Annotated in this window: 22 protein-coding genes and 1 pseudogene; 14 read left to right on the forward strand and 9 right to left on the reverse strand. The window is 67.7% G+C overall.

Annotation, left to right across the window (positions count from 1 at the left end; translation table 11 throughout):
• Positions 1–23: 23 nt before the first annotated feature.
• The 4 genes from ADL03_RS06380 to ADL03_RS06395 all read right to left on the reverse strand — a co-directional run bounded on the left by ADL03_RS06380 (position 24) and on the right by ADL03_RS06395 (position 3447).
• Positions 24–1547: an FAD-dependent monooxygenase gene (locus ADL03_RS06380; protein WP_053732425.1), complete on the reverse strand. Its 1524-nt coding sequence runs from the start codon at positions 1545–1547 to the stop codon at positions 24–26.
• A 12-nt stretch (positions 1548–1559) separates the two neighbouring features.
• Positions 1560–1802 carry a hypothetical protein gene (locus ADL03_RS06385; RefSeq protein ID WP_053732426.1) on the reverse strand — a complete coding sequence of 81 codons (243 nt, stop codon included), beginning with the start codon at positions 1800–1802 and terminating at the stop codon, positions 1560–1562.
• Positions 1803–1881: 79 nt separating this feature from the next.
• Positions 1882–2358: a hypothetical protein gene (locus tag ADL03_RS46595; RefSeq protein WP_157528118.1), complete on the reverse strand. Its 477-nt coding sequence runs from the start codon at positions 2356–2358 to the stop codon at positions 1882–1884.
• Between the two features lie 174 nt (positions 2359–2532).
• Complete coding sequence (locus ADL03_RS06395) at positions 2533–3447, reverse strand: alpha/beta fold hydrolase (RefSeq protein WP_063798494.1); 915 nt, start codon at positions 3445–3447, stop codon at positions 2533–2535.
• A 793-nt stretch (positions 3448–4240) separates the two neighbouring features.
• On the opposite strand from ADL03_RS06395, the gene ADL03_RS48190 reads away from it, so the two are divergent.
• Both ADL03_RS48190 and ADL03_RS48195 read left to right on the forward strand, forming a co-directional pair.
• The gene (locus tag ADL03_RS48190) at positions 4241–4660 is read left to right on the forward strand and encodes a hypothetical protein (protein ID WP_197288142.1); all 420 of its coding nucleotides are present in this window, start codon (positions 4241–4243) and stop codon (positions 4658–4660) included.
• Positions 4661–4672: 12 nt separating this feature from the next.
• Positions 4673–4897 (forward strand): annotated as a pseudogene (locus tag ADL03_RS48195) (hypothetical protein); the annotation flags it as partial.
• A gap of 4 nt (positions 4898–4901) precedes the next feature.
• Here the strand turns inward: ADL03_RS48195 and ADL03_RS50155 are convergent.
• The 3 genes from ADL03_RS50155 to ADL03_RS06415 form a co-directional block, all read right to left on the reverse strand.
• Positions 4902–5033 (reverse strand): hypothetical protein, encoded by a 132-nt coding sequence (locus tag ADL03_RS50155; protein ID WP_255353336.1) that lies wholly within the window; start codon positions 5031–5033, stop codon positions 4902–4904.
• Positions 5034–5198: 165 nt separating this feature from the next.
• Positions 5199–5843, reverse strand: a complete 645-nt coding sequence (locus ADL03_RS06410) for a response regulator transcription factor (RefSeq protein ID WP_053732430.1) — start codon at positions 5841–5843, stop codon at positions 5199–5201.
• Entirely contained in the window at positions 5828–7186 is a 1359-nt protein-coding gene (locus tag ADL03_RS06415) for a sensor histidine kinase (RefSeq protein WP_197288144.1), read from the reverse strand. The genes ADL03_RS06410 and ADL03_RS06415 overlap by 16 nt, the downstream gene beginning before the upstream one ends.
• A 961-nt stretch (positions 7187–8147) precedes the next feature.
• Between ADL03_RS06415 and ADL03_RS06420 the strand changes: the two genes are divergently transcribed.
• From ADL03_RS06420 to ADL03_RS06440, 5 genes are all read left to right on the forward strand, one after another.
• Positions 8148–8705 carry a TetR/AcrR family transcriptional regulator gene (locus tag ADL03_RS06420; protein WP_053732432.1) on the forward strand — a complete coding sequence of 186 codons (558 nt, stop codon included), beginning with the start codon at positions 8148–8150 and terminating at the stop codon, positions 8703–8705.
• Between the two features lie 653 nt (positions 8706–9358).
• Positions 9359–10849 carry an alpha/beta hydrolase gene (locus ADL03_RS06425; protein WP_197288145.1) on the forward strand — a complete coding sequence of 497 codons (1491 nt, stop codon included), beginning with the start codon at positions 9359–9361 and terminating at the stop codon, positions 10847–10849.
• A 503-nt stretch (positions 10850–11352) separates the two neighbouring features.
• The gene (locus ADL03_RS06430) at positions 11353–12201 is read left to right on the forward strand and encodes a CPBP family intramembrane glutamic endopeptidase (protein WP_053732433.1); all 849 of its coding nucleotides are present in this window, start codon (positions 11353–11355) and stop codon (positions 12199–12201) included.
• On the forward strand, positions 12188–13366 hold the full coding sequence (locus ADL03_RS06435) for a sensor histidine kinase (RefSeq protein WP_053732514.1): 1179 nt from the start codon (positions 12188–12190) through the stop codon (positions 13364–13366). The genes ADL03_RS06430 and ADL03_RS06435 overlap by 14 nt, the downstream gene beginning before the upstream one ends.
• Positions 13363–14037 carry a response regulator transcription factor gene (locus tag ADL03_RS06440; protein ID WP_053732434.1) on the forward strand — a complete coding sequence of 225 codons (675 nt, stop codon included), beginning with the start codon at positions 13363–13365 and terminating at the stop codon, positions 14035–14037. The genes ADL03_RS06435 and ADL03_RS06440 overlap by 4 nt, the downstream gene beginning before the upstream one ends.
• A 146-nt stretch (positions 14038–14183) precedes the next feature.
• Here ADL03_RS06440 and ADL03_RS06445 read toward each other — a convergent pair whose 3' ends face one another.
• Positions 14184–14816: a DNA glycosylase AlkZ-like family protein gene (locus tag ADL03_RS06445; protein WP_197288147.1), complete on the reverse strand. Its 633-nt coding sequence runs from the start codon at positions 14814–14816 to the stop codon at positions 14184–14186.
• On the opposite strand from ADL03_RS06445, the gene ADL03_RS50690 reads away from it, so the two are divergent.
• Positions 14791–15036 carry a hypothetical protein gene (locus tag ADL03_RS50690; RefSeq protein ID WP_082372942.1) on the forward strand — a complete coding sequence of 82 codons (246 nt, stop codon included), beginning with the start codon at positions 14791–14793 and terminating at the stop codon, positions 15034–15036. The two genes, ADL03_RS06445 and ADL03_RS50690, sit on opposite strands and share 26 nt — an antisense overlap.
• Positions 15037–15141: 105 nt before the next feature.
• Here the strand turns inward: ADL03_RS50690 and ADL03_RS06455 are convergent, their stop codons facing one another.
• Entirely contained in the window at positions 15142–17886 is a 2745-nt protein-coding gene (locus ADL03_RS06455; protein ID WP_197288148.1) for a LuxR family transcriptional regulator, read from the reverse strand.
• A gap of 822 nt (positions 17887–18708) precedes the next feature.
• Here ADL03_RS06455 and ADL03_RS49400 point away from each other — a divergent pair.
• The 6 genes from ADL03_RS49400 to ADL03_RS06485 all read left to right on the forward strand — a co-directional run bounded on the left by ADL03_RS49400 (position 18709) and on the right by ADL03_RS06485 (position 25259).
• The gene (locus ADL03_RS49400) at positions 18709–19191 is read left to right on the forward strand and encodes an MBL fold metallo-hydrolase (protein WP_231641573.1); all 483 of its coding nucleotides are present in this window, start codon (positions 18709–18711) and stop codon (positions 19189–19191) included.
• A gap of 167 nt (positions 19192–19358) precedes the next feature.
• Positions 19359–21488 (forward strand): FUSC family protein, encoded by a 2130-nt coding sequence (locus ADL03_RS06465; RefSeq protein WP_197288149.1) that lies wholly within the window; start codon positions 19359–19361, stop codon positions 21486–21488.
• 633 nt (positions 21489–22121) lie between these two features.
• On the forward strand, positions 22122–23036 hold the full coding sequence (locus ADL03_RS06470) for an MBL fold metallo-hydrolase (protein ID WP_053732438.1): 915 nt from the start codon (positions 22122–22124) through the stop codon (positions 23034–23036).
• A 23-nt stretch (positions 23037–23059) separates the two neighbouring features.
• Positions 23060–24550 carry a carboxylesterase family protein gene (locus ADL03_RS06475; RefSeq protein ID WP_053732439.1) on the forward strand — a complete coding sequence of 497 codons (1491 nt, stop codon included), beginning with the start codon at positions 23060–23062 and terminating at the stop codon, positions 24548–24550.
• Between the two features lie 41 nt (positions 24551–24591).
• Positions 24592–24975: a RidA family protein gene (locus ADL03_RS06480; RefSeq protein ID WP_053732440.1), complete on the forward strand. Its 384-nt coding sequence runs from the start codon at positions 24592–24594 to the stop codon at positions 24973–24975.
• Positions 24976–25004: 29 nt separating this feature from the next.
• The gene (locus tag ADL03_RS06485; RefSeq protein ID WP_053732441.1) at positions 25005–25259 is read left to right on the forward strand and encodes a hypothetical protein; all 255 of its coding nucleotides are present in this window, start codon (positions 25005–25007) and stop codon (positions 25257–25259) included.
• Positions 25260–25289 lie beyond the last annotated feature (30 nt).

A 25289-nucleotide genomic window follows, 5' to 3' on the forward strand; every position in this document is an offset into this window, starting at 1 on the left:
TGGTGGCAGCAGGGCCGGCTTCCTCATCGTCGCTCTTGGTGGTCTTTCCCTTGGACCGTGGTTGAGTGTGCGGTTTCGTTCATCGGAGCACCGACAGCAGCGGGCGTACCGAACCAGCGGTCGGCGACTCGCTCGAACTGCCCAGGCTCGCCGGCCCAGGCCACGACGCCGTCTGGCCGGACCAGCACGGCGTCGAGCCCGAGGTCGTCCTGAGCTTTCCCCGCCACATGAAGGATTCGGCCCTTCCACCCCCGCGCGATACCTTCCAGCTCACCGCGGAAGTCGAGCAGAACACCCTGCCCTTCGACGAGCAGCTCTCCCAGGCGAGTGCCGTCCTCTAGTCGGAAATCCGGGGTGTTCCGGCCGACCAGCGAATGATCGCGGCCCAGGTCGTACCGGTTCGACAGTCCGGACGTCTGCTCGAACACGTGGGTCGTCCCGTCGCCGGTCTCGAGCAAGGCACGGATCAGCTTCTGCAAGGCCGGGGCGTGCGAGCCTGGCCGCATGACTGCAACCTGGGCCCGCGACCAGTCGAGCACGCGCGCGCCGACCGGGTGGCGTTCGCCGGTATAGGTGTCCAGGAGGCCTTCCGGGGCGTGCCCGTGCACGGTCGCGGCCAGCTTCCACCCGAGGTTCATCGCGTCGCCGATGCCCAGGTTGAGTCCTTGCCCGCCGAGTGGCAAGTGGATGTGCGCGGCGTCGCCGGCGAGCAGCACCCGCCCCTGCCGGTAGGTGGTCGTCTGCATCGCGCGGTCGGTGAAGCTGGAGGCCCGGTGGACCTCGCTCAGCGTCACGTCGGTGCCGGAGACCCAGCGCAGTACCTCCTGCAGGTGTTCGCGTGTCGGCGGTTGCGAGCGGTCGAACACGCCGCCGTCGAAGTCCATGATGCCGATGTGTCCCTCGATCGGCGTCCGCAGGTACATCCCCCGCGGCGTCAGGGTGAAGCCGCCGTTCAGCTTCTCCGGGTCAGCGATCGTGGTGAGAGCGGAGTAACCGGTCAGCTGCGGCCTTGTGCCGACGAACTCGAAACCCCCCAGACTACGCACCGCGCTGCGGCCGCCGTCACAACCGACGAGCCAGCGAGCCGGGTAGACCTGCTCGCCCGCTCTCGCTTGCACGCCTTCGTCGTCCTGCACGACGGCGTCGACCACCACGCCACGCGCGATCCGCACGCCGAGTGAGGAGGCCCGCTCGGACAGGACCGCCTCGACCGCTTCGAGGCTCGTCATCACCCCCTCCAGCGCCGGGCTGGGCAACGTGGCGACGTCGACCTTCGCCGGATCGAGCGTCATGCCGGCGAAATGGCTCAGGTTGCGCGGAGAGGTGTGCGGATCGTCGGGGACGCCCAAGGCGGATAGCAGGCCCCGGCGGTAGAACGCCTCGACGGATCCCGCGTTCAGGCCGCGCATCCCGAGGGGGAGTGCCTTCCAGGCGGTGCGCGGGTCCGGCTCCCGTTCGAGCACCAGCACCTTGCAGCCGGCAAGACCGAGCTCACAAGCCAGGAACAGGCCCACCGGGCCACCGCCCACGATCACAACGTCACGCATGCGAGAGCTCCTTCAGTTGAACAGCGACAGGTCGATGGAGTCGGCGAGGGCCTGGTAGCCGACGTCATTGCTGTGCAGGTGGTCGCCCGCGTGCAGGTCGTCCCGGATCCGGCTCGGCCGTGCCGGGTCACGCCACACGGCGTCGAAGTCGAGCACCGCGACGACGGCACCGCTGGTCCGGATCCAATCGTTGACCGCTTGGCTCGCGGCATCGCCTTCCGGGCTGAAGACGTCGTCACCCTCGTACGGCGCCATCGTGGCGGCGCAGATTTCGCCCCGCGGTCTTGCGCTCGGGCGATCATCTGCAGGTGACCCGAGATGACGTCCTCCACCGTCACGGGATCGCCTGGGGACATCGCGAGGAACTCGGCGAGCGGCCCGTCGTCGCGCGGAACGAAGCAGACGGCGAGGTCGTTGCCGCCGATGAACACCACGTGGGTGAGGAATGTGGGTTCCCGGAGGGCATCGTGATCATGACTACGTTCGCTCTGCTCGCCGCCACGATGTGGGCCCGGATGACCTCGACCGGATCCAGCGCCCACCAGCAGGCTGCGGATACCCGGCACTCATGGGCGAGCACGTCCTCCAAAGTCGGCAGGTCGTCGACAGCAGTCTGCAGGTCGCTCTTACCGTAAGCCGGTCCACCGGATGCCGGGGTGCTGGACACCGCGATGTCGGATATCGCGGCACCGGCTCCGTTCTGCCCCGTGTTCGTCGGCGTGCACGCGCTGACGGCGACCAGCGCACCGATCACTGTGGCGCCGATCAGGGCCTGCTTACCCGTGGCACGACCGGTGATCGTGTTCTTCATGTCGTTCCTCCTGCTAGATCATGAGGTCGAAGACCGACGAGGAAATGCCCGTGCCCCGGCTTTCGGGAATGGGAGACGGTGAGGTCTCCGGAGTGATGTGGATGTCGCGAGCCACACCAGGCCCGGAGGCCTCACCCGGTTCAAGACCGCGTCTTGTTCCCGCCTGTTGTGTAGTCAGCGGATGGTCTTCAGCACGTCGTCGACCGCGTCGGTGATGATGTCCGGGCGTTCGGTGACGATGCCCTCGTGCGAGGTGTTCTCGGCGACCACGTGCTTCCGATTCGGTCCGGCCTGCGCGAAGCGGGCCTGGCCGTCCCGCCAGAGTTCCGCCGCAGCGGGAGAGTCCGCGAACGGGGTCTGGGAGGCGACGATCGCGGTCACCGGCACATCCTTCGGCCAGGACAGCTTGTGGAAGACGCGGTGGGCAGGGGCGTAGTCGACCATCACGGCGAGCAGTTGGCGGTTCTTCTTGGTCGAGGGCTGCGCCAGCAGCGCGGTTCGCTGTTCTTCCACCATCGGGGCGAACGCGGTCAGCATCTCGTCGGTGAAGAAGTCGGGCACGTTCGCGTCGACGAGGACGGCCCCGGACACCCAGCCGGGGTTCTTGGTGACGAAGTTGGTGGCGACCTCACCCGCGATCGAGTGCGAGACCAGGACGACGTCCTTGGTCACCCCCAACTCCTTGAGACCGGCTTCCAGGTCCGATACCGCGTTCTCCACCCGCCACGGCCCCGACACCTCCTCGCTCTCGCCCTCGCCTGCCCGGTCGTAGGTGACGACCTTCGAACCGGTGGCCTTCGCCAGCCGCGGCGCCAGGTCCTTCCAGTACAACGAGCTCAGGCCGCCGCCCGCGTCGAGCACCAGGGCGGGCGACTTGCCATCGATGACGTGGAAGACCAGCTCGTGCTCGGCGTTGGTCACCTTGCGCGTCTCCGACGCGGCCGGCGTACTCGGCATGGATGTGGAAGCGGTGGCCGACGTACCGCTCGCGTTGGTCGGCGTGGCGCATGCCACGAGGGACGCGCTGAGAAGGACCGCGGAAATGGGAGTGATCGCCTTGCGGCGCAGGGAAATCTGCTGTTTGACCATGGCAAAAATCTAGAAGCTCTGCGGCTTCTCGACGATCCGGCTGACCGGCCGATCCTTATGAGAGTTAACTCCACCCTCGGCGCCGAGGGCTACATGAGGTTGCAGCGGTGCTGCTACCTGTCGTGCCTTGGAGCCCGCAGTCTTCTGGGCCAGAAAGTAGGGCGGGAGCTACCTCCAGGCATTTGGTGGAGGAGACTCCACTGTGTACACAACTGGTCGCCCTCGTCCGCGCCGGCGCCCGCTTCGAGAACGGCAAACCCGTCGAACGACCCGACGAACACGCACCACCCACCGCAGCCTGAAAGATCTTCATCCACAGGTTTTGACTATTGCTCGCCCGACAACGACACGTGGTTGTGGTCGGTAGTGCTCCCGCACATGCGGGCGGTGCCGTCGTGGTCGGAGCCTGACGGTAACGGTAGCTCCACTCCAACTCCAATGCGCCGTAGCTTGCGAAGGAAGCAGGCCCCGATCACGTCCTCCCACGCCGCCGCACGCGCAGAGCTCGGAAGAGCAGTCGTAAGGACGAGGACGAGCGCGGTCGCCGCGCTTCTCATGGATCGCGCTGTGGAGTACGAAGTCTCGGTGACGCAACGATTCCGTCGATTCGACGTTCGCTTCGACTCGGACTCGGCGAAGTCGGGGAAACCTCGATCCTCAAGGGCGTCCTGCTCTTCTAAGTTGCAGGCATGTCCTGCGGAAAGCGTTCTCTTCAATCATGGTTTTGTCTCTCGCCGCGGTCCTCGCACCAGTCGCCGCAGCGCACGCACCATCCGGATGCGCGCGACACAAGATGCTGTTCTGCGAGGACTTCCAGTCCGTGCCCCTCGGCGGCGCGACGAGCCTCAGGTGGGGCGTCGACACCAGTCACGGCACCCTCACCGTGGAGAAGGCCGCACGCGGTCAACGGGTTCTGCACGTGCACACCGAACGCAATGGCCGCGCGTTCCTCCGGGTGGAGGACTTCTCGCCTCCTGAAAACAGCTTCTACGGCAGGCTCCGGCTCCGAACCGACGCCTTTCCACGCAGGCCCGACTGGGCCCACTACACCCTCGTCGAGGCCACCGGCCAAGGTCCAGAGGTCGTGCGGCCGCTGGGCGGCCGGTACGTACCCACCGCGGCCCGTGCGCTGTGGGGTGTCGGTGCCGACAGCGGACCGACCGGCGACTGGACGAACTGGCGCGAGTCCGCCCCGTCCCGCGATGACGTCTAGCAGTGCCTCGAGTGGCGGATGGACGCCACCGACAACCGGATCAACCTCTGGTTCGACGGCGTCCACCAGCCGGACCTGACCGTGTCGACGCACGAGCACGGCGGAAACCCCGTGGACTTCGTGTTCCCACGCTTCGACTCGGTCAAGTTCGGCTGGCAGCTCTACCAGCCCAACGACGGCGCCTACGACCTCTGGATGGACGACATCGCGCTGGCGACCATGCGGATCGGGTGTTGAACTCTCACCACACCGGCCCCAGCTTCGCGACGTAGTCGTTCAACAGACCGGAGATCAGCCTGTGGTCGTTCTGCGAGAAATGCCAGTCGCGCCCGAGGCGGTCCAGTGCCGGGTCGGCGTAATTCCAGTGGCGCACCCGGCTGTCGGCCCGCTCCTGTGCGACCTGTCAAACCGCGTCGGCGAACGTTTCCGACGCCTCCGGCACGTTGACTACGATCATCGTGGTCGAGCCGTACCGGGCGCGCAGCTTGTCCGCTGAAGGGGATTCCTGAGGGACCCTCCGCCGGAGGAGACGGCCGGCTCAGCCCTCGAGGTACGCGAGGACGGCCAGGACACGGCGGTTGTCGTCATCGGACGGTTCGAGGCGGAGTTTGGTGAAGATGCTGTAGCTGTGTTTGCTCACGGTTTTCTCGGTGACGAGCATTCTGGCCGCGATCGCGGCATTGGAGCGGCCCTGCGCCATCAGGGCGAGGACTTCGCGCTCGCGGGGGGACAGCGTGATCAGGTCAGGATCGGCGGAGCGGCGGGTCACCAGTGAGGAGACCACGTCGGGGTCCATGACCGTTCCGCCTGCGGCGACCTTCCGCACGTCGGAGACGAACTGATCGACGACCATGACCCGGTCCTTGAGCAGATAACCCACCGCCCCGGCGCGGTCCGCCAGCAGTTCCCTCGCGTAGAACTGCTCGACATACTGCGACAACACCATGACGGGCAGGCCAGGGACCTTCGTTCGCGCGTCGATCACGGCACGCAGGCCCTCGTCGGTGAAGGTCGGGGGCAGGCGTACGTCCACGATGGCGACGTCAGGCCGGTGTGTGGTCAGTGCCCGCATCAGTGAATCACCGTTGTCGACGGCTTCCACGACCTCGAGACCGTTGGCCTCGAAGATCTTGACCAGGCCCTCACGGAGCAGAACGAGATCTTCGGCTATGACGATTCGCACGGCAGCGACATCCTTATCTCGGTGGGTCCACCGTGCGGGCTGTGGACGGCCAGGGTGCCGTCGAAGGCCGCCAGGCGGCGGGCGACACCACGCAGACCGGTACCGGCGTCGACGGCCGCGCCACCGCGCCCGTCATCGGACACCCGCATCGCCAGTTCTCCCGCGCCGCCAGAGCGCGGTGTGAACTCCACCTCGATCCGGACATGGCTGGCCCCGGCGTGCTTGATGGCGTTCGACAGGGCTTCGCTGACGGCGAAGTAGGCCGCGGACTCCACCGGTGCGGGCAGTCGACCGGGCAGGTGGATGACCACGGTGGTCTCGATGGGGTTGACCAGGGCCAGCGCTCTCAGCGCACCGTCCAGGCCGCGGTCCGCCAAGACCGGCGGATGGATGCCGCGCACCAGGTCGCGCAGCTCGGTCAAGGCATCGGCGGTCACCTTCTGGGCATCGGACAACATCCGCTGAACGGCCTGCTGATCATCGGGCAGCATCTGTTTGACCAGCCCCAGGCTCATTCCCAGCGACACGAGCCGGGCTTGCGCGCCGTCGTGCAGATCCCGTTCGATCCGGCGCAGCTCACCCGCCTGGGTGTCGGCGGTCTCGGCTCGCGAGGTCGCCAAGTGCGCGACGCGAGCCCGCAGTCGCGCCTGTTCGGTGGGACCGAGCAGAAAGCGGATCACCTGGGCGTTGAGGTTGGCCAGAAACGTGGAAGTCTTGTACCAGAGCAAGAGGAACACCGTGCCCAGCGGGACCAGAGCGAACGACTTCTGGACGCTGTCCAGGCGGAAGCCCTCGCCCAGGGGAGTGCGGAACACCTGAGGCGGAGTCAGCTGATACAGGATCGGATAGGTCAGGGCCACGACACCGCAGAGGAAGACGACGAGCGACAGGCCGCAGGTGAACCAGACGGTGATCGAGTTGGCCACCAGCCAAGCCCAATCCCGCCAGCTCGCCGGGTCACGCAGGATCGCCCACAGCCGTGCCGGCCACCTGGCATGCGGAGCCGGTAGGTAAAAGCGGGTGACCGGTTCGCCGAGGCGGTCGGCGGCCCACCGGCGGTGCATATCGGCCAGCCAACGGACCAGGAGCGTCGCAAGCAGGGTCAAGGGGATTCCGGCCCCAAGCGCGATGACCGAGATCGACGTGATCCAGACGGTGGCCAGTGTGGCTCCCGCAACCGAGCCCAGCACCAGCATCAGCGCCCAGCCCAACTGCCTCAGGCGCAGCGCCATACCGTCGCGCAGTGCGCGCTCCCGATGCGGAATAGCTTCACCACGCTCTGGGTGTGTCCCCGAGCGCGAGGCAGGGTCGGGGTGATGACTCGCGCTGGAGTCGATCATCATTCTCCGTCATAGTCGATCGGTACTGGGGATGTCCCCTGTCGCGTGGTCTCGCCGTGGACAGGTGCTTGATCATGGCTGGTCGGCGGCGTCATGCACAGTGGAGTTTCCTCCACTATATTCGCGGGGGCCAGCTCCCGTGCTCTGAGTTCCCGGCCCCGTGACACTGGAATAGCAGCGAGACATCGTCAGGTAACGCTTCCGTTCCTTGCATTCCTGTGTCACAGCCGGATGAATCGACACGGGAACTTTCTCTTCTGAGGCCACCTGTAGACGTAAAGCACACCGTCCAAACGCAACCGTCGCAAGGCAGGTTGACGCTTCTCATGGCAGCCGGGAGCAGTCGGCCATTCCCGCAGCGGCCACACCGAAAGACACATCCGCATTAACGCACGACTCCGGACGCATCGCCTCCGACTGACCCCCATGCAAGCCGTCGAGACCGTGCTCACTGGCCGGCCTTGAGGGATACAACGCGACACCCTGGCGACGCCGACACAGGTCGGCGACAGCGCCGGTCCTCCCCTCCACGATCTCGTGTCCGGCCTCGCGACGAAGGCGGGCAGAAACCACGCCCCTGGTGAACGACACAGCGTGCGCGAAGCACGGCAGGCCCGTTCCCCACTCCACTGCCTCCTGGCTGACTCACGCCGGAACCCGCTCGTCGCCCAGGTCATTCCCCACGAGGCTGGCTCGCGCCTGACAAAACTCGGCGAACCGAACGCGTTCTCCGTCGCGCTGCGCGCCGATCTCAAGAGGTGGGTGCGACTGGCCGAGGTTCGTCCCCGCGAGCTTCTCGGGTGCGACTGACACCGGTGGGCGGCCTTTGACCGAACAGCCGTTGTCCCGAGCACGACTGCGACGCGGACATGGCATCCTCCGGCCATCAAGTGGGGTGGCACCCCATTTCGGTTGGGCTAGAATATGGGGTGGAACCCCGTTTGTCTAGCGAGAGGTCGTCCCGATGGTGAGCAGTGGGCTCAGGCCGCAACGGGCGGACTGGCGGCGCAACCACGAGCGGCTCCTGGCGGCGGCCCGGCCCCTCGTCGCCCGGGACGGAGCCCAGGTCTCCTTCGAGGAGGTCGCCCGCGAGGCCGGCGTGGGTTCGGCCACCCTGCACCGGCACTTTTCGTCCCGGCGCGCGTTGCTCGACGAGGTCTTCCGCGAAGCGACCGAGCGCTTGCGCCGGCGAGGTAACGAGCTGCTCGGTGATGACCCCGGCACGGGACTCCTCACGTGGCTAGAAGAGCTGACCGTGGCCGCTGTCGAAACCCGTGGCCTGTCCTCTTCGTTGGAGGCCGACGCGGGCGACGAGCCGTCATCCGCTGCGGGCTGCCACGGTGTGGTGCGGAAGGCGACCGTGCGCCTGATGGATCGAGCGCTCGCGGTGGGTGCCGTGCGACCGGGAATCTCACCGGACGACCTGCTGGCCCTCGTGACGGCCATTTCTCTGAGCACTGAAAAGGATCCGGCAGCGGCACGCCGTCTGCTCCGCCTCGTCTTCGACGGCGTCCGGCCCTGAACTTCCCCCAGGGGAGCGAACCGAAGACCTGCCAGCTCCAGCAGCGACAAGGCACACGGCCTTCAGCTCACGCGGAGTCAGGGCGACTCACCGCATGACCAGCGAGTAGACACAGACCGCCGCAAACGTACCGACGGCCAGCACTGGTGGCCCGTCCGCGGTCAGCGCAGACACCGACGGTTCTCAACCACCATCCACACGAGGGGGAACCGCAGCACGCCGTCGAATTCCCAGCCTCTTCCGTGTGTGCGACTGCTTCCTCTTATGACCTCCGTCCACCACGGCCACCCGGTCGTTGGCCGTCGCGGATGCATGAGCGCACCGCCGCTGATGGATCTCCAGCAACAACGATTCGCATAGCTCTTCGGACCATGCATCGGACGACGGCCAGTCCGCTCGCAGGTCGCTGTCCCCCGTGAGGACTACAGAGAAGTGTCCACACCAAGGGGATTCGTGGCACCACCGTCTTCCATAGGTTCATTGGCAACGGCGTCAGTGCATTGCGGTACGCCGAGAACTGGAGGGCAGGGGCGTTGAAGACGATGCAACGGTCAGTGGGAGCCGGTACCCCCTGGAGGGTCACCAAGGCAGCGATCGCGGTGGCGCTCACCGCCGCCGCAGTGACGGCCTGTGGCGCCGCGGCGGCAGAAGACGTGACAAGTCAGGACGCGCCGCCGGTTGTCGCCGAGGCGGAGGCAGAAGCGGTGGCCATGCCGCGCATCACCTGGGGTGCCTGCCCGGCGTTGGCCCAAGGCGCCAGTCGCGACCCCCGGCTCACCTGCGCGACGGTGAAGGTTCCGCTCGACTACCGGAACCCGCGCGGCGAGCAGATCGAGGTGGCCGTGTCGAAGCTGCCGGCGGCGAAGTCCCGCGACCGCCGCGGCGTGCTGCTGCTCAACCCCGGCGGCCCGGCGTTGGCCGGTCTGGACACTCCGGGTGTGGTGGCACCGACTCTGCCGTCGTTGGTGCTGGCGGCCTACGACCTGATCGGCTTCGACCCGCGTGGGGTCGGGCACAGCACCCCGCAGAGCTGCGGCCTCGACGACCCGTCGCTCGCCGGGCTGTTCCCCTACCCGGCCGCGGACGGCTCGATCACTGCCAACGTCAAACAGGCCCGCACCGCCGCCGAACGGTGCGCGACGAAGGCAGGTAAGAAGCTGCGGTACTTCACCACCGCCAACACCGCCCGCGACATGGACCGCATCCGCACGGCGCTCGGTGAGGAGAAGATCTCCTACTGGGGCCAGTCCTACGGCACCTACCTCGGCACCGTCTACTCGTCACTGTTCCCGCAGCGCGCCGACCGGGTGGTGCTGGAGGGCAACGTCGATCCCACGAAGGTCTGGGCCGGCGCGAAGGACAACTGGGGCAAGGCCATGTCGCAACGCTTCCCCGACGCGGCGAAGGTCGCCGCGGCGCAGCACGCCACGCTCGGACTCGGCCGCACCGTCGACGAGGTGACCCGGACCTACCTCGCACTCGCCGACCGCCTCGACCGGACTCCCGCGCCCGTCCCCGGCACCGCGCAGGCCCTGACGGGTGCGATGCTGCGCACCGTCACCTACAGCCTGCTGCTGCACAACGAAACCCTCCCGGTGCTCGTCCAGTTCTGGAAGGCCGCCGCCGGGCTGGCCGACGGCACGCTCGCCGAGGCCGACGGCCAGGTGCTGCGACAGGTGTTCACCGCGCAACCGCCCACCTCCGGTGTGCCCGCCGACAATCAGGCCACCATGTTCCTGGCACTGACCTGCGGCGACGCGTCGTGGTCCAGCAACGTCGACGAATACGCCCGCCGCACCGCGCAGGACCGCGCCGCCTGGCCGCTCACCGCGGGGATGCCCGCCAACATCTGGGCGTGCGCGTTCTGGCCCAAGCCGGTCGAAGAGCCCGTCCGCGTGACTGGCAAGGGACCGCGCAACACGCTGATCCTGCAGAACCGCAGGGACAACGCCACACCGTGGGAGGACGGCCTCGGACTCCACGAGGTCCTCGGCAAACGAGCGGCGTTCGTCGGCGCCGACCACGGCGGGCACTACGTCTACAACCAGGGCTCCACGTGCGTGGACGGAGCGACGGTGACGTTCCTGACCACCGGCCGCCTGCCGGACAAGAAGCTCTACTGCACCGACATCGCCCCGCGGTGATTGCGGTTGCGGCGACAAGTGTTGGTGGACGGGGAACTCCTCGTGGCTCGGCAGCGGGCGCGGACGTCGGCGTGACCCCTGATCCGACACACGCGGTCCCATGACGCTCGCGTGCGGTGGTGTGTCGTCGTTTCGGTCGCGCCATTGCGGCATGTCGCGGACGACCACCGCCTGTCGCGGGCCAAGGCGTTCAGCTTCGTGATGGCACAGGTGAGGCAAACCGGGGACAGGCGAAGGTCTCTTTACAGTCCGCCGCAGCCCTGTCTCCGGCTCGGTTCTGGTCCAGTTCGGTGCGCGCAGCGCAGTGGGCGCGGTGATGCGGCGGACCGGGAGGGCCGCCGAGCACTTGGGCCGTGTTGGGCTGGTTGCCTTGGTACGCAGGGATGAACCCGTTGTCCCTTTGAGAGCTGCACGGGTTGTTGTCACCAGCGGGATTCCACCGCTGGCCTGGATTCCTGATCTCTCTGCCACACGAGGAGATCGCCGCAGGGAGGACGAGGGAAATGGTTCGATCGAAGGAAATCGGGCAGCTGCGCAGGTATCGCTTTCCTGTGCTGCTGGTCGTGTTCACCGTCGTGATGTTGGCGAACGCGGTCATCATGCAGCTGGTGTCGCCCGTCGTGCTGCTCGCCCTGCCGTTGGGGATCGGCTCCGTCATCGTCGTGTTGGCCGGCTATCGCAAGCTGTCGCAGGTCGTGGAGCAGCGGGCGGAAGTCCCCGAACTCGCCAAGGTACGGGTGTGGTCCCAGCTGCGACGTGGGGCGTTGCTCGGCTCCGGGCTGTTCGTCCTGCTGATCCTGCTGATCGGGATGTTCGGCGGCTGGCAGGACATGTCGTGGGGTTCGATTTGGGGCTGTCTCGGCACTGCCGGGCTGACGGCGAGCGTCGCGGTCACCGAAGAGGTGCTGTTCCGCGGCGTGCTGTTCCGGATCATGGAGGAACGCACCGGGACGGTGGTCGCGCTGATCGTGTCATCGCTGATCTTCGGTCTGACGCACTCGATCAACGCCGAAGCGACGCTCTGGGGCGTGCTGTCGATCGCTCTGACGGGCGGGGTGCTGACGACCGCTGCCTACGTCGCGACCCGGTCGCTGTGGCTGCCGATCGGCCTGCACTTCGCCTGGAACTGCACCCACGCAGGCATCTTCGGCGTCACGTTGTCCGGCACGACCGAGGCGCCGCACGGGCTGCTGCAGACCACGCTGTCCGGCCCGACCGTGCTGACCGGTGGCACCTTCGGACCCGAGGCGAGCCTGATCGCGCTGCTGGTCTGCGTTGTGCCCGCCGTTGTCCTGCTGCGCCGCGCCGCCCGCACCGGCCAGATCCGGCGCCGTGCCGATGCCGGGGCCTGACCGGTACGCTCGCGCGGTGCTCCCAGGGTGGCAGAAGCTATCACCATCCATTAAGGATAGTGTGTTCGCGCTGGCTCTCACGGTCCTGGCGTTCGTACCGACCGTGTCAACCATCGGCCCTCAGCTCGGCGACCTGCCGAAACGCCCGGTCGACGCGCTCGCGCTCGTGCTGGTCGTCGCCCAAGCTGCGCCGCTGGCGATCAGGCGGCGCTGGCCGGGCGGCTGTCTGGCGATCACCGGTATCGCCTTCGCGCTGCATCAGTCGTTCGGCTACCCCAACACCATCGCCGGCATCGGGTTCTACCTGGCGCTCTTCGCGGTCGGGGCGCACCTGGTCCGGTACCGCCGGGTCGCAGCGGCGATAGCGACCGCGGGCTACACCGGGCTTGCGATCACGTTGCACCTGCTGGGTTCGCCCAGTCAGCTCCAAGTGTTCGGTGTCTTCTACCTGGGTCTGGTGGTGATGTGGATGACCGGGACTGCAATGCGCCGGTGGCGGGCCGAGGAAGCGGAGAACCGTCGTCTGGGTGTCGAGGTGGCGACCGCCGGAGAGCGGGCTCGTATCGCCCGGGACCTGCACGATGTGGTGACCCACCACGTGACCGCGATGGTCGTCCAGGCGGACGCGGCGCAGTTCCTGCTCGACGGGGCGCCGGAACAGGTGGGAAAAGGGCTCAACGCCATCAGCGACACGGGCCGCCAGGCGTTGACGGAACTGCGTCACCTGCTCGGCGTGCTCGAGGCGACGGGTGACTCGGCGAGGGTCGACCGGTCGCCGACCCTGGGCCGGATCAGTGACCTCGTCGAGCAGGCCCGGTTGTCCGGGCAGCCGGTCGAGCTGCACCGGCGAGGTGACCAGCGTGTGCACGCCATCGACATCGAGTTGGCGGCGTACCGGGTGGTGCAGGAAGCGCTGACCAACGCGATGAAGCACGCGGCGGGACACCTGACCCGGGTCGAGATCGACGATCACGACGACCGGATCGAGATCGAGGTGACGACGGACGGGATCTCCGCAGGCGCGCCTGCGGTCGAGTCGGGTGGGCGCGGCCTGAGAGGACTGCGGGAGCGGGTGCGGATGCTCGATGGTGAACTGGTGGCTGCGGCCCGGCCAGAAGGCGGGTTCCGGGTGCACGCTCTCATCCCGTCACGGAGGCAGGCATGACTGTCCGGGTTCTGGTGTGCGAGGACCAGGAACTGGTGCGCGCCGGGTACACCACGATCTTCTCGGCGCAACCGGACATGGAGGTCGTTGGCGAGGCCGCGAACGGCAGGCAGGCGGTCGAGGAGACGCTGCGGTTGCGCCCGGACGTCGTGGTGATGGACATTCGCATGCCCATCCTCGACGGTATCGAGGCCACACACCTGCTGGCAGGGCCCGACGTGGACAACCCGGCAAAAGTTTTGGTGGTCACCACTTTCAACGTCGACGAATACGTCTACGAAGCGCTGAAGGCAGGTGCCAGCGGGTTCCTGCTCAAGGACGCGTCACCGGCGGAACTGATCAAGGGCATCCGCACTGTCGCCGCTGGGGAGTCGCTGGTGGCCCCGGCCGTCACCCGTGCCTTGATCGGCCATTTCGCCGAGCGCCTGCGACCCACCGACACAACCCACCCGGCTCGAGACCACGTCCGGCAGACCCTCGCCCGCCGGGAACTCGAAGTGCTCGCACAGATCGCCGCGGGCCTGTCGAATGCCGAGATCGCCGAAAAGCTGAGCATCACCACGGAAACCGTGAAGACATACGTCTCCCGGATTCTGACCAAACTCGATCTGCGTGACCGCGTGCAGGCGGTGGTTCTCGCCCACCGGGTGGGACTGGTCGTCGCCGAGTGAAGCCTGCGCGCTCCGAGCCGGCCGTGAACGTCAGCTCGCCCAACCTGGGCCGCTTCCACCGCGTCTCGCTGGTGCAACTCCTCACCTGCGCTTCGCGGTGACAGGGCGGTCACTCATCTCAGGGAACGTCGCTCAGGGGCACTCGCTCAGCGCGGCACTGCTGCCACCACGACCCGGCCGTTGTCGTCACCCGAGATGAATGCAGCGAGTTCCCGGCCTTGCTCGGCGACGGCGACGTGCTCGGCCTCGGTGAACAAGCGCAGTGGCGTGACGGCCACGGTTCCTTCCCCCGCCGTCCACGTGCCAGCGACCCGGCCGTCGACCAGGACGAAGCGCGCGCCGGTGACCCACAGGCCGCGGTGGGCGTCGTTGATGATCCGGCTGCGGTCGTGGTAGCCGAGCACTGCGTTGTCGAAGGCGGGCAGGAACCGGACAGGGGCGGGCGTGTCGGGGTCCGGCCGGAGGGCGTTGGGGAGGTCGAGCAGTTGTCTGCCTCGTTCGTCGCGGAAGGTCACCAGCCTCTCGCGGATCGCCGCGACCGCGTCGGGAAGTCCGGCGAGCCCGCACCAGGCACGCAGATCGGCTGCGGCGGCAGGTCCGAAAGCGGCCAGGTAACGCATGACCAGTGTTTCACCGACCGGATCGGCGCCGTCTGCGGCAGGCGGTTCGATCTCCCGGCCCAGCCACGAGGCGAGTGACGCGGTCCGTGAGCCCGCTTTTGTCCGCCAGAGTCCGCGCGGTGGCAACTGGACGGTGGGGACGAGGGCCACGACTGCCATCTCACCCTTCGCGCGACACCTGCCTTCGGCGCGCCTGCTCACGCAACTCGACCTTTGGGAAGACGAAGTTCGGCGGACTCTCGCCTACTGCGCCGCACTGCTGGAAGAGGAAGCCGCAGACCTGCCCCGCGCGCTCACCGTCCGATTTGCCATCAGGCGTGCCGAATCCGACCTCGCATGGTTGCAGGAAGCTCGCGCCGAACTGACGGACCGCGTCTGAATGCCCGCTCCGGTCGATGAAGGGCATGGAGCAGGCCCTCGACTACGACAGGTACGGCCGCGCGACGATGGTGAGGGCGAGTTTCCGTGAGAGGGGCGGTCGATCTCAGCTCCGAGCTCTGAGGACCGGAACGGAACCTTCGACCACGTCGCGGAGCTGTGAGCGGGCGGTGATGCCCAGTTTGGGGAACACCCGGTAGAGGTGGGAGCCGACAGTGCGCGGTGAGAGGAAGAGTTTTTCTCCGATCTCACGATTCGTCAGGCCGTGGGCGGCGAGCTGGACGATCTGCTGCTGCTGAGGGCTGAGTTCGGTGAAGGCACTGGGCACTGCGCTGTCGGTGGCCTCGATGCCGGCGGCTCGCAGTTCTGCCTTCGTCCGCTCGATCCATGGCCGCGCGCCGAGTCGTCGGAAGGTCTCGAGTGCCGCGGTCAGCAGCGGGCGGGCCTCGGCGATGCGTCGTTGCCTCCTGAGCCATTCGCCGTAGTCCAGCCGTGTCTGTGCGCGCTCGAACGGCCACTGCTCGCCTGCATCGTCCGCCAGGGCGGCTTGGAAGTACGGTTCCGCATGCTCCGGTTCGGCGAGCAGTGCGCGGCCTCGGTCGAGCAGTGCGGTGATCCGTGTCGAAGTGCCGGTGCCCAGGCTCCGCGCTGATCGCTCCAGCAGTTCGGCGGCGTCCTCCTGCATTCCGCGACGGACGGCCGCGGCGGCGAGTTCGGCCAGGACGGTGTAGGAGACGTGGTAGTGGACGGGTTCGCCGTCGTCGGTGAAAGCGGAGCGGAACTGAATGTAGGCGGTGGCGTAGTCACCCTCGGCCACGGCCGCCAGGCCAAGGGCACGGTACGCGAAGACCGCGACGGAGCGGCTTTCCAGCGGGTCGACGAGAACCAGTGCCTGCTCGGCGCGGTGACGCGCGTCGGTCGGTTCGCCGAGCAGTGCGAGCGCCGTCGCGTCGAGCGCGTGGGCACACGCCTCGGCGTGGTCCAGCCCGGCCGTTAGGGCCACCGTCGAGATCTCGGCGGCCGCTGCGCGCGCCTCGGCCCACCGTCCTTGTTCCAGATAGGTCCAGCCGACGGCGGATCTCAGACCGTCCGGCAGCGAGCCACCGGCCTGCCACCGGTCGGACGCCTCGTCGAACGTCCTGGCGGCCAGGGAGGTCTGGTCCAGGAGCCAGGCCACGATCGCGAGCGCGGTCAGAGAGCCGGCGTCGCCCTCGGCCTCGGCGATGAGCGCGGGCAGCGCCGGGGCGACGGAGGCCCTCGCGCCGTGGGGATCGGAGACGACCAAGACCCAGGCGTGCAGGGTGCCTGTGGGGTCGGGCATGGCGGAGAGCAGGTTCTCGATCTGCTGTCGCTGGGACTCCTCGCCCGAGTAGTAGCGGACCACCGCGGCGGCGGCGAGTGCGTCCAGCGCGCGGGCCGAACGGGCGGCAGCCGCCTCGTACACGATTCGCGTGAGCAGGGCGAAGGCAGCCGCATGGGGCCGACGCAGGGCCATCAGCCGGCCGGCGGCCAGCGAGGCACTGGTGATCAGTGCCGGGTCATCACTGCGTTCTTGGACCTCGGCTACCAGACGTTCGACCCAGCCGAGCTGACCGGTGAAGACGGCCATGACGGCGGCCTCGGCCAGCAGCCGCGCCTGATCCGCCCGGAGGGGGCTCAGCTGTGCAGCGCGCTCCAGAGCGGCGGCGGCAGCCGCATGGCCGCCCCGCCGCCGCGCACGGTCGGCTGTCTCCTGCAGTGCGGCTGACACGACCTCGTCGGGACGCGTGGTCGCGGCGGCGAGGTGCCAGGCACGGCGGTCGGGCTCCTCACTGAGCAGTTCCGCGAGAGCGAGATGTGCTTGCCTGCGTTCCTCGAACGAGGCCGCGTGGTAGACGGCCGAACGGATGAGCGGGTGGCGGAAGGAGATTCGGAAGCCGTCCAACCGTACGAGACCGGCCCGCTGCGCGAGGTCCCAAGCCTTGTCGTCGACGTCAGGAAGGCCCTGCGATGCCGCGGGCCCGTCGGCTGCATCGGCGGCCGCGAGCAACAACAGGGAACGGCGAGTCGCTTCCGGAAGGAACTCCGCGTGCTCCGCGAAGGTCCGCTCCAGCCTGTCGGTGACCGGTAGCGGGCGCTCCACGCCATTGCCATCGAGCCGCCGGGCTGCGGTGGCACGGGCGAGTTCCACCAGAGCTAACGGATTTCCGGCAGCCTCCTGCAGGATGCGCACACGGGTCCGGCCGGTGGGTGGTGTCGGCTGCCGGTTGAGCAGCCGGTTCGCCGCCGAAGCGTTCAGGGGACCGACCTCCAGCCGCTGGTAGCCCTTGTCGAAGCCGGGCAACGCAGCCGCCGCGCGCACTCCCACCAGGAGCGTGACGGCTTCACTGTCCAGGCGCCGAGCCACGAAGGACAGCACGTCCAGCGATGCGCGATCGATCCACTGGGCGTCGTCGACCACCACGAGCAGCGGCGCTGGTTCGGCCAGGTCCGAGAGCAAGGTGAGAACGGCCAGACCGACGAGCATGGCGTCGGGGGCTTCGGTGCATTCGTCCAGCCCGAGAACAGCCCGGAGCGCGGAGCGCTGCCGCGGCGGCAGGCCGGCCAAGTCGCCGAGCACCGGGCGGAGCATCTGATGAAGACCTGCGTGTACGAGGTGCGCCTCAGACTCGCTGCCAATTGCCTGCAGCACCCGTCCGTCCTCGCGCCGCACGTGGTCGGCGACGAAGTCGAGCAATGCGCTCTTGCCGATCCCGGGATCGCCCGTCAGGATCAGGACCTCGCTGCGAAAACGGTCAGCGGCAACCCGCCGCATGATTTCCGCGATCTCGGTTTCCCTGCCCACCATCGGCAGTTCAAGGTCGAACGTCATGCCTTGGTTCCCTTGAGTCCTTCCACCACTTTCCACGGTTGCTCCAGGAATTGAGACTGATCGCATACTAGCCTGGCACCGCTCAGGTCCCGTCTGTGCAGCCGGGGTGCCGTGGGCAGCGGGCAACGAGCGGTTGACCGCACATCTTCACCTGAGCGCCTGGCTGCCCGGAACCGCGAAGCGATCGACCGTCGAATCACTTGTAATCGCCGTCACACGGTAACGGCTTCAACGGCATCCCGCTCAGTCGAGTGACTGATACCGGTCGGTGCTTGCAATGCGGATGCTGGTGGGTGTGCGCCGCAGCAATTCAGAAGCGGCCCACCACCTTCCAGCCTCGCCTGATCGCAAGCGAGGGCGTACTGAGTGGTTCCACCGGAGTACGAAAATGAACAGCGCAAATCCTTCACGTTCTTTGAGCCGCCGCGGCTTCGTCGGAGTGGCGGCGGGCATTGGCGCGGGTCGCGAGACCGAGAGCCGGACACGCGTCGAGACCATCCGGCTGGGCAAGGTCATCGTCACTAGGGTTGTGGAGTTCAGCGGACCCGTCGGTCTGACGTCCCGCCAGTTCTTCCCCGGCAGCCCGGAAGAGCTGTGGGACGAGAACGAGCACTGGCTGAGCCCAGGTTTCTGGAAGCCGAGCACCGACATGGTCAACTCTGCTCTGCAGCCCTGGGTCCTGCGCAGCGAGGGCAGGACGATCCTGATCGACACCGGTGCCGGAAACGACAAGTTCCGTCCGTACGCCAGGCAGTGGCAGTACATGGACACGGACTTCCTACGCCGTCTGTCCCGCGCGGGAGTCAACCCCAGGACGCCGACGTGGCCGTCAACACCCACTTGCGCAACGACCACGTCGGCTGGAACACCCGGCGTGAGCACCGCGACTGGGTACTCACCTTCCCCAAGGCCACCTACCTGATCCCGAAGAGGGAATTCGGCCCCTGGAACCCCGAGGGGCCTGTGCGGCCGAAGTACTGGCAGGGCAACCAGAACGTCTGGGAGGACAGCGTGCTCCCGGTGCATCAGGCAGGCCTGGTGACGTTGTGGGAGAACTCCTACGTCCTCGACTCCAGCCTGAAGCTCGACCTCGCCGCCGGACGCACTCCCGGCTCGTCGGTGATCCGGCTGGAATCGGGAAACGACAGAGCGGTGTTCATCGGCGACCCGCTCCACACCGCACTCCAGCTCGAACACCCCGAGTTCAACAGGCACTCGCGACCCGTCGCCGTTAGCTGGAGTGGGCCACTGACCACAACGCCCTCGTCCTGCCCGCGCATCTTCCCGGCCACGGTGCTGCCGTGATGGAGCGCAGCGGCAGCTACTTCGAGATCAAGAATTGGGCGGGTTTCAGCCGCCGCTGACCTCGACGGCACTCCGTTCGCGGCGGCGACGGAGGACAGGTCAGCGACCGCAGCCTCTCGGCCGGCGATTGCCCTGTCCGCTTGCGGAAAGACTGCATGGAGGCCGTCATGGTGGCTGAGAAAGCGGCGTTGCTGTGGGACCGCTTCGCCGCAGCCGACCCCGGGCTGATGCGTCTGGCGTGCGCAATGCGCGCCGTCCTCGGCGCAGCCGTGTCCCTGATGATCCTGGCCGCGTTGGAGCAGCCCGGGACGGCACTGCTGGTCACTGGGTTCACCGCGATGGTGACCTCGCTGGCCATCAGCGACCTGCACCCGCGCAACCAGCTCGTGACGCTGGGACTCGGGGCCCCGCTCTTCCTCGCGACCCTGATCACCGGAGCCGGGCTGGCACCGTACCCGGCAGCGGCCGGAAGCGTCTTTCTCCTGCTGATCTTCCTCGCCGTCAACGCCCGACGGTGCGGCGCCAGAGGACAGGGCCTGGGCATCTTCGGTTTCATGGGCTTCTTCCTGTCCCAGTTCATCGGGACCCGAGCGGTCCACCTGACGCAGATGGGTACGGCCGTCCTCGTCGCGTTCGGTGTCGTCGTGGCCGCTTGCTACTGCCTGGGATTCATGACGGGGTCGCGTGTCATCTCCCGGCTGCGGCGCGCCTTCTCCGCATGTCTACGCGACGTCATGCAGGACACGGCCGCCCTGCTGCTCACCGCCGAGCGGGACGCCAGCGCAGGAGTTCCGCCGTTGGAGCGCCGTCTGGACAGGCTGCACGTGGTCGTTCTCCTGATCGAAAACGTTATTCGCGAGCGCGCGGTCGAGGAGGCCACCGACGGACAGGTCCTGCGGCACATCGTTCGCGTGCAGGTGGCTGTGCAGCGGCTGACCGTACTCGCGGTCCGTGTGGCCCTTGCACCGCCGGACACCGGCGATTTCGTGGAACCGGCCGCACGGCAACAACTCGCAGCGCAGATCCGCGCTATCGGTCATCAGCTCACCCCGGGAACCGGCACCGCACTTCGGCAACGGCAGCCGGAGCGGGAAGGCGCCCCGACGAGCCTGTCGGCCGCATCCACGCCCTTGCGCGACTGTCTCGAAGCAGCCGACGAACTGGCCGCGGTCGTACGCTTTCTCGATCCGCGCGTCAGCCACTCGGCGGTGACCGAGGCGGCACGGCACGAGACCGCGACTTCGCCCACAAGGTCGTTCAGCGTCAGTCGATACCGCGCGATGACCCCAGCAGACCGCAAGCGAGGAACAAGCCGGCAGGCACTCCAGGTGACCACCGCCGCCGCGCTGTCCATTCCCGGCGGGCATCTGTTGTCTCCGGACCACTGGTATTGGGCCGTCATGGCCACGTGGGTGGTGTTCGTCAACGCCGAGAGCACCGGCGAGGTCCTGCTGCAAAGCATGCGTCGATTGGCGGGCACAGTTCTCGGTGCGGTGTTCGGCTGCGGTTTAGCTGCCCTGGTCGAACCGTGCGAACCGCTGCTCATGGTGCTGCTGTTGATGTTCATGTTCGGGATGTTCTACCTCCCGTCCGGCGCCTACTGGGCGGTGACGTTCTTCATCACCGGCGGGCTGAGCATGCTGCTCGCACTACTGCAGACATTTTCGGTGGAGGTGCTTGTCCTGCGTGTGCAGGAGACCGCGCTGGGAGTCTGCTGCGGTGTCCTTGTCACCGCGGTCGTGCTGCCCATCACGGTCCGCCGGGCCAGTGACGAGGAACTGATCCACTTCCTGCTGGTGCTCAGACGCCTCCTGCACGCGACGAAACGAAGCGTGACCACCGACACCACGACAAGCCTCACACGCGCGGCCCACGATCTCGACCAGGCGCTGCAGTCCTTCCGCAAAGCCTCTCTACCGCTCACCCACCCACTCAATCCGCGGCTCAGTCGTCGCAATCGCGCCCGCCACCTGCTGGCGCTGCTGGGAGTGGGTGCCTACCACGCACGGAGTCTGGCTGCCGTGGCCGGGCACCTCCCGCTGGGCAACGACACCGGGTACGCCACCCAGGTGACGGCGGCGGCCGACCGCGCTCAGAGGAAAGTGACACACCTGATCCACCTCGCCAGTCGTCGGCCGAGCACCACCTCCCCCTTAGCACGCCGCGAGGTCACCAGAGCACTGGTCATGCTCTCCGGCGAACCGCGAATGCGCCGCGGCCGATCGTCGCCGCATCACCGCGTGTTGCTCCACATCGACCGTCTCGACAGGATCCTGATCGCGCTCGCACAGGATTAGGGACGCGGCCACACCGGCTGTCCACAACACCTTGGTCCCGTTGGCAGGCGACGAGGTCGACGCGCTGGACGACCCACCCGCGGACTCTGCGACGCCGCTCTCGCTGACCACTGCGCTCACCCGTCGACCAAGACCTGCTCGACAGATCACGGAACGGGCGCCACCGCCTGGTGAGGCGTCGCTACCGGCCCGTGGCGGATCAAAGGCCGTCCGCGAGCCTGCCCAGGGCTGGCCGCAGTAGCTGACACCGTCCGCGACCACCGGCTCCGCCGAAGCCGCTGTCCTCCCGCCCTTGCGTCGCCTTGCACCAGCGGCTACGAGTGCTGCGTTCAGATGCAGTCACGTGACTCATACCGCCGCACACCTAGGCGACGCACCATAGATGGGCAAGGTCGTCCACGGAGCGGATACACACCGGGCGCCCCTGCATCCCGGTGAAGCCCACGGTCTGATGGCTGCGTCGGATGTGGACGGCCGGACCGCCCCAGGCCGATGAGGCCGCGGTCCAGTCACAGCGCACCGGTGCACTGTGCCTCTGCAGGGACGCCGCACCCGAGTCCGACATCAGCGGCTGCTCATTCGAGTCTCGCGCTTGCGGGCCGAACACGCGGAACCGACCGAACTGGAGAAATCGTGGACACCATCACTCTGGGCGATGTCACGCTGACCCGTGTCTGGGAGTACTTCGGCCCTGTGGACATGACGCCCGAGACGTTCTTCCCGGAAAGCCCGGCGGAGGCGTGGGAAACGCACCGTTCCTGGCTGGTTCCGGACTTCGTGGACGCCGAGACCCGGATCGTCAACTCGGCCATCCAGACCTGGGTGCTGCGCAGCGAAGGCAAGACCATCCTCGTCGACACCGGCGTCGGCAACCACAAGGACCGCCCGTACGCGCCGGTGTGGAGCCGGCTGAACACCGACTTCCTGAGCAACCTGGCCCGCGCCGGGGTCCGTCCCGAAGACGTCGACATCGTGATCAACACGCACCTGCACATCGACCACGTCGGCTGGAACACTTACCTCGACGGCCGGAGCTGGGTGCCGACGTTTCCCAACGCCACCTATCTCATGCCGAAGGCGGACTTCGACTTCTGGAATCCCGCCAACGAGCACAAGCCGCTGCTCGGCCGCGGCAACCAGAACGTCTTCGAAGACAGCGTCGCCCCCGTGCACGAGGCCGGACTTGCGCAGCTCTGGGAGGACAGCCACCGCATCGACGGCAATCTGCGCCTCGACCTCGCCCCCGGCCACACTCCGGGCTCCTCGGTGCTGACGCTGGAGTCCGGGTCAGATCGAGCCGTCTTCGTCGGCGACATGCTGCACAACCCGGTCCAAATTCACGAGCCCGATGCCAACAGCTGCTTTTGCGAGGACCCCGTCGAAGCCCGCGCCACCCGTCGCAAGCTTCTGGGTTGGGCGGTCGACAACAACGCGCTGGTGATCCCTGCGCACCTGGGCGGTAACGGCGCCGCCGAAGTGGTCCGCGAAGGCGACAAGTTCGCCATCAAGGGCTGGGCGCCCTTCGCCCCGTACACCAAGCGGGCCTGAAGGGCCTGCGGAAAGGCACCGCTGTGAACCACCACCCCGACCCCGTCGTGACCACCGATCAGGGAGCAGTCCGTGGTCTGCGCCAGGGCGACACCCTCACCTTCCTGAACATTCCCTACGCTGCCCCGCCCCGTGGTGCAGGCCGCTTCACGCCGCCGCAGCCGCACGAGCCGTGGGACGGCGTACGCGATGCCACTGTGCCAGGACCGAATGCGCCGCAGTCGAAGCGCAAGCTCGGCAACGTGGACATGACCCCCTACTTCGGGGCCGGTTGGAGCCGCGGCGAGGACTACCTCACTGTCAACGTCTTCACGCCCGCCGCCGCAGGTGGCAATCTGCCGGTCATGGTGTTCGTCCACGGCGGCGGGTTCGTCGCCGGGTCCACGCGGTCCAGCCTGTACGACGGCTCCGCGTTCGCTCGTGACGGCGTCGTCCTGGTCACCCTCAACTACCGGCTCGGCATCGCCGGGTTCCTCGACGTCGCCGGGGCACCCGCCAACCGCGGCCTGCTCGACGTCGTCGCCGCGCTGCGCTGGGTGCACCAGAACATCGCCGCGTTCGGTGGTGACGCCGACAACGTCACCCTCTTCGGCCAGTCGGCCGGGGCGACCATCGTCGGCGGCATCCTCGCCACCGACGAGGCCGCCGGCCTGTTCCACCGAGCGATCGTCCAGAGCGGCAGCGGCCTGGGGGCGTTCACCACCGAGCAGGCCGCCCGCGTCACCAACGCTGCGGCAGAGGCCCTGGGCAGCGAGCCCCACATCGAGGCCTTCGCTGACATCTCCGACGAGCGCCTTGTCGAGGCCGCCTCCCAACTCGCGGGCATCAACCTGCGGACCGCGACCCACCACGACCCGCTGATCGGACTCAGCCCCTTCAGCCTGGTCCTCGACACCCAGCCTGCCGAATCGGTCGCCGCCGGCCTGAGCGCCGACGTCGACCTGCTCGTCGGCACGAACACCGAAGAGGGCAATCTCTACCTGGTTCCCGTGGGCAAGTACGCCACTTCGACCGCGGCCGACGTCGACGAGGCGGCGGCGCGCTCACACTCGAACCCGGCGCTGCTCGTCGAGACCTACCGCACGTCCCGACCCGAGGCGTCCTTCGCCGAGCTGCGGTCCGCCATCATGGCTGACGCCCTGTTCGGCGCCGGCAGCCGCGCTCTGACCGACGCTCACGCCGCGCACTCGGAGTCCGCCACCTACGCCTACGAGTTCGCATGGCGCTCCCACGCCCTGGACGGAGAGCTCGGCGCCACCCACGCGGTCGAGCTGCCCTTCGTCTTCGACCTCGCGCACCGACCCGAGCTCAACGGTCCCAACGCCCTGCTCGGACCCGACCGTGCCCCCGCAAACCTGGCCACACGCGTGCACGAAACCTGGATCCGGTTCGCCCGGACCGGCGACCCCGGCTGGGAGCAGTACGACACCGGGCGCCGGGCCACCATGCACATCGATGTCGAGTGGATCCAGATCGACGACCCCCGCTGCCAGGAACGCCGGGCGTGGAACTGACCCCACACATGCGTTTCGCCGCTCACCGCTCAAGGAAGACCATGACCAGAACCGTCATCACCACCGGCAACGCACCCTCCCTGTCGGCCCCGCTGTCCCAGGCCATCCGCAAGGGACCCGTCCTCCAGGTCTTCGGGCAGCTCCCCTTCGACCCGGACACCGGCGAGGTCGTCGGCACCACGATCGCCGAACAGACCACACAGGTCCTGCGCAACATCACCGCTGTCCTCGAGGCGGCCGGCGCGGGTATGGAAGACGTCATCATGCTGCGCGTGTATCTAACCGATCCGACCCATCTGGCCGAGATGAATGAGGCGTACGCCGCGGCCGTCGGCGAGCCCTTTCCCGCACGCACCACCGTCTACATGCAACTCCCGCCAGGCCTGCTCGTCGAGATCGACGCCCTGGCAGTCCTGGACGCCTGATCACCATGGGCCGGTCGTCTGACACAGGCGTGCGTCGCCTCCTCGAGGGTGGTGGCCTCGCCGAGGTCGTGGCCGGCGGCCGGCCGTCACTGGAGATCACTGACTTGTCCGACACCGACGCGCGCAAGCTGGTCGGTGTGGTCGACGAGCAGGTGCTCGCCGAGGCGCGCGGCAACCCGCTGGCGTTGCAAGAGCTGCCGAAGGCGGGATTCGGGTGCCGGACTCGTCAGTCGTGCAACGGATTTCAGTCCAGGTTGGACGAATCTCCGGCCGGTCGCTGCTGATCCTAGCGAGCGCCGACGCCACCGATGATC

Origin of the sequence: Nocardia sp. NRRL S-836 (genome assembly GCF_001279525.1) — a bacterium.
GTDB lineage: Bacteria > Actinomycetota > Actinomycetes > Mycobacteriales > Pseudonocardiaceae > Lentzea.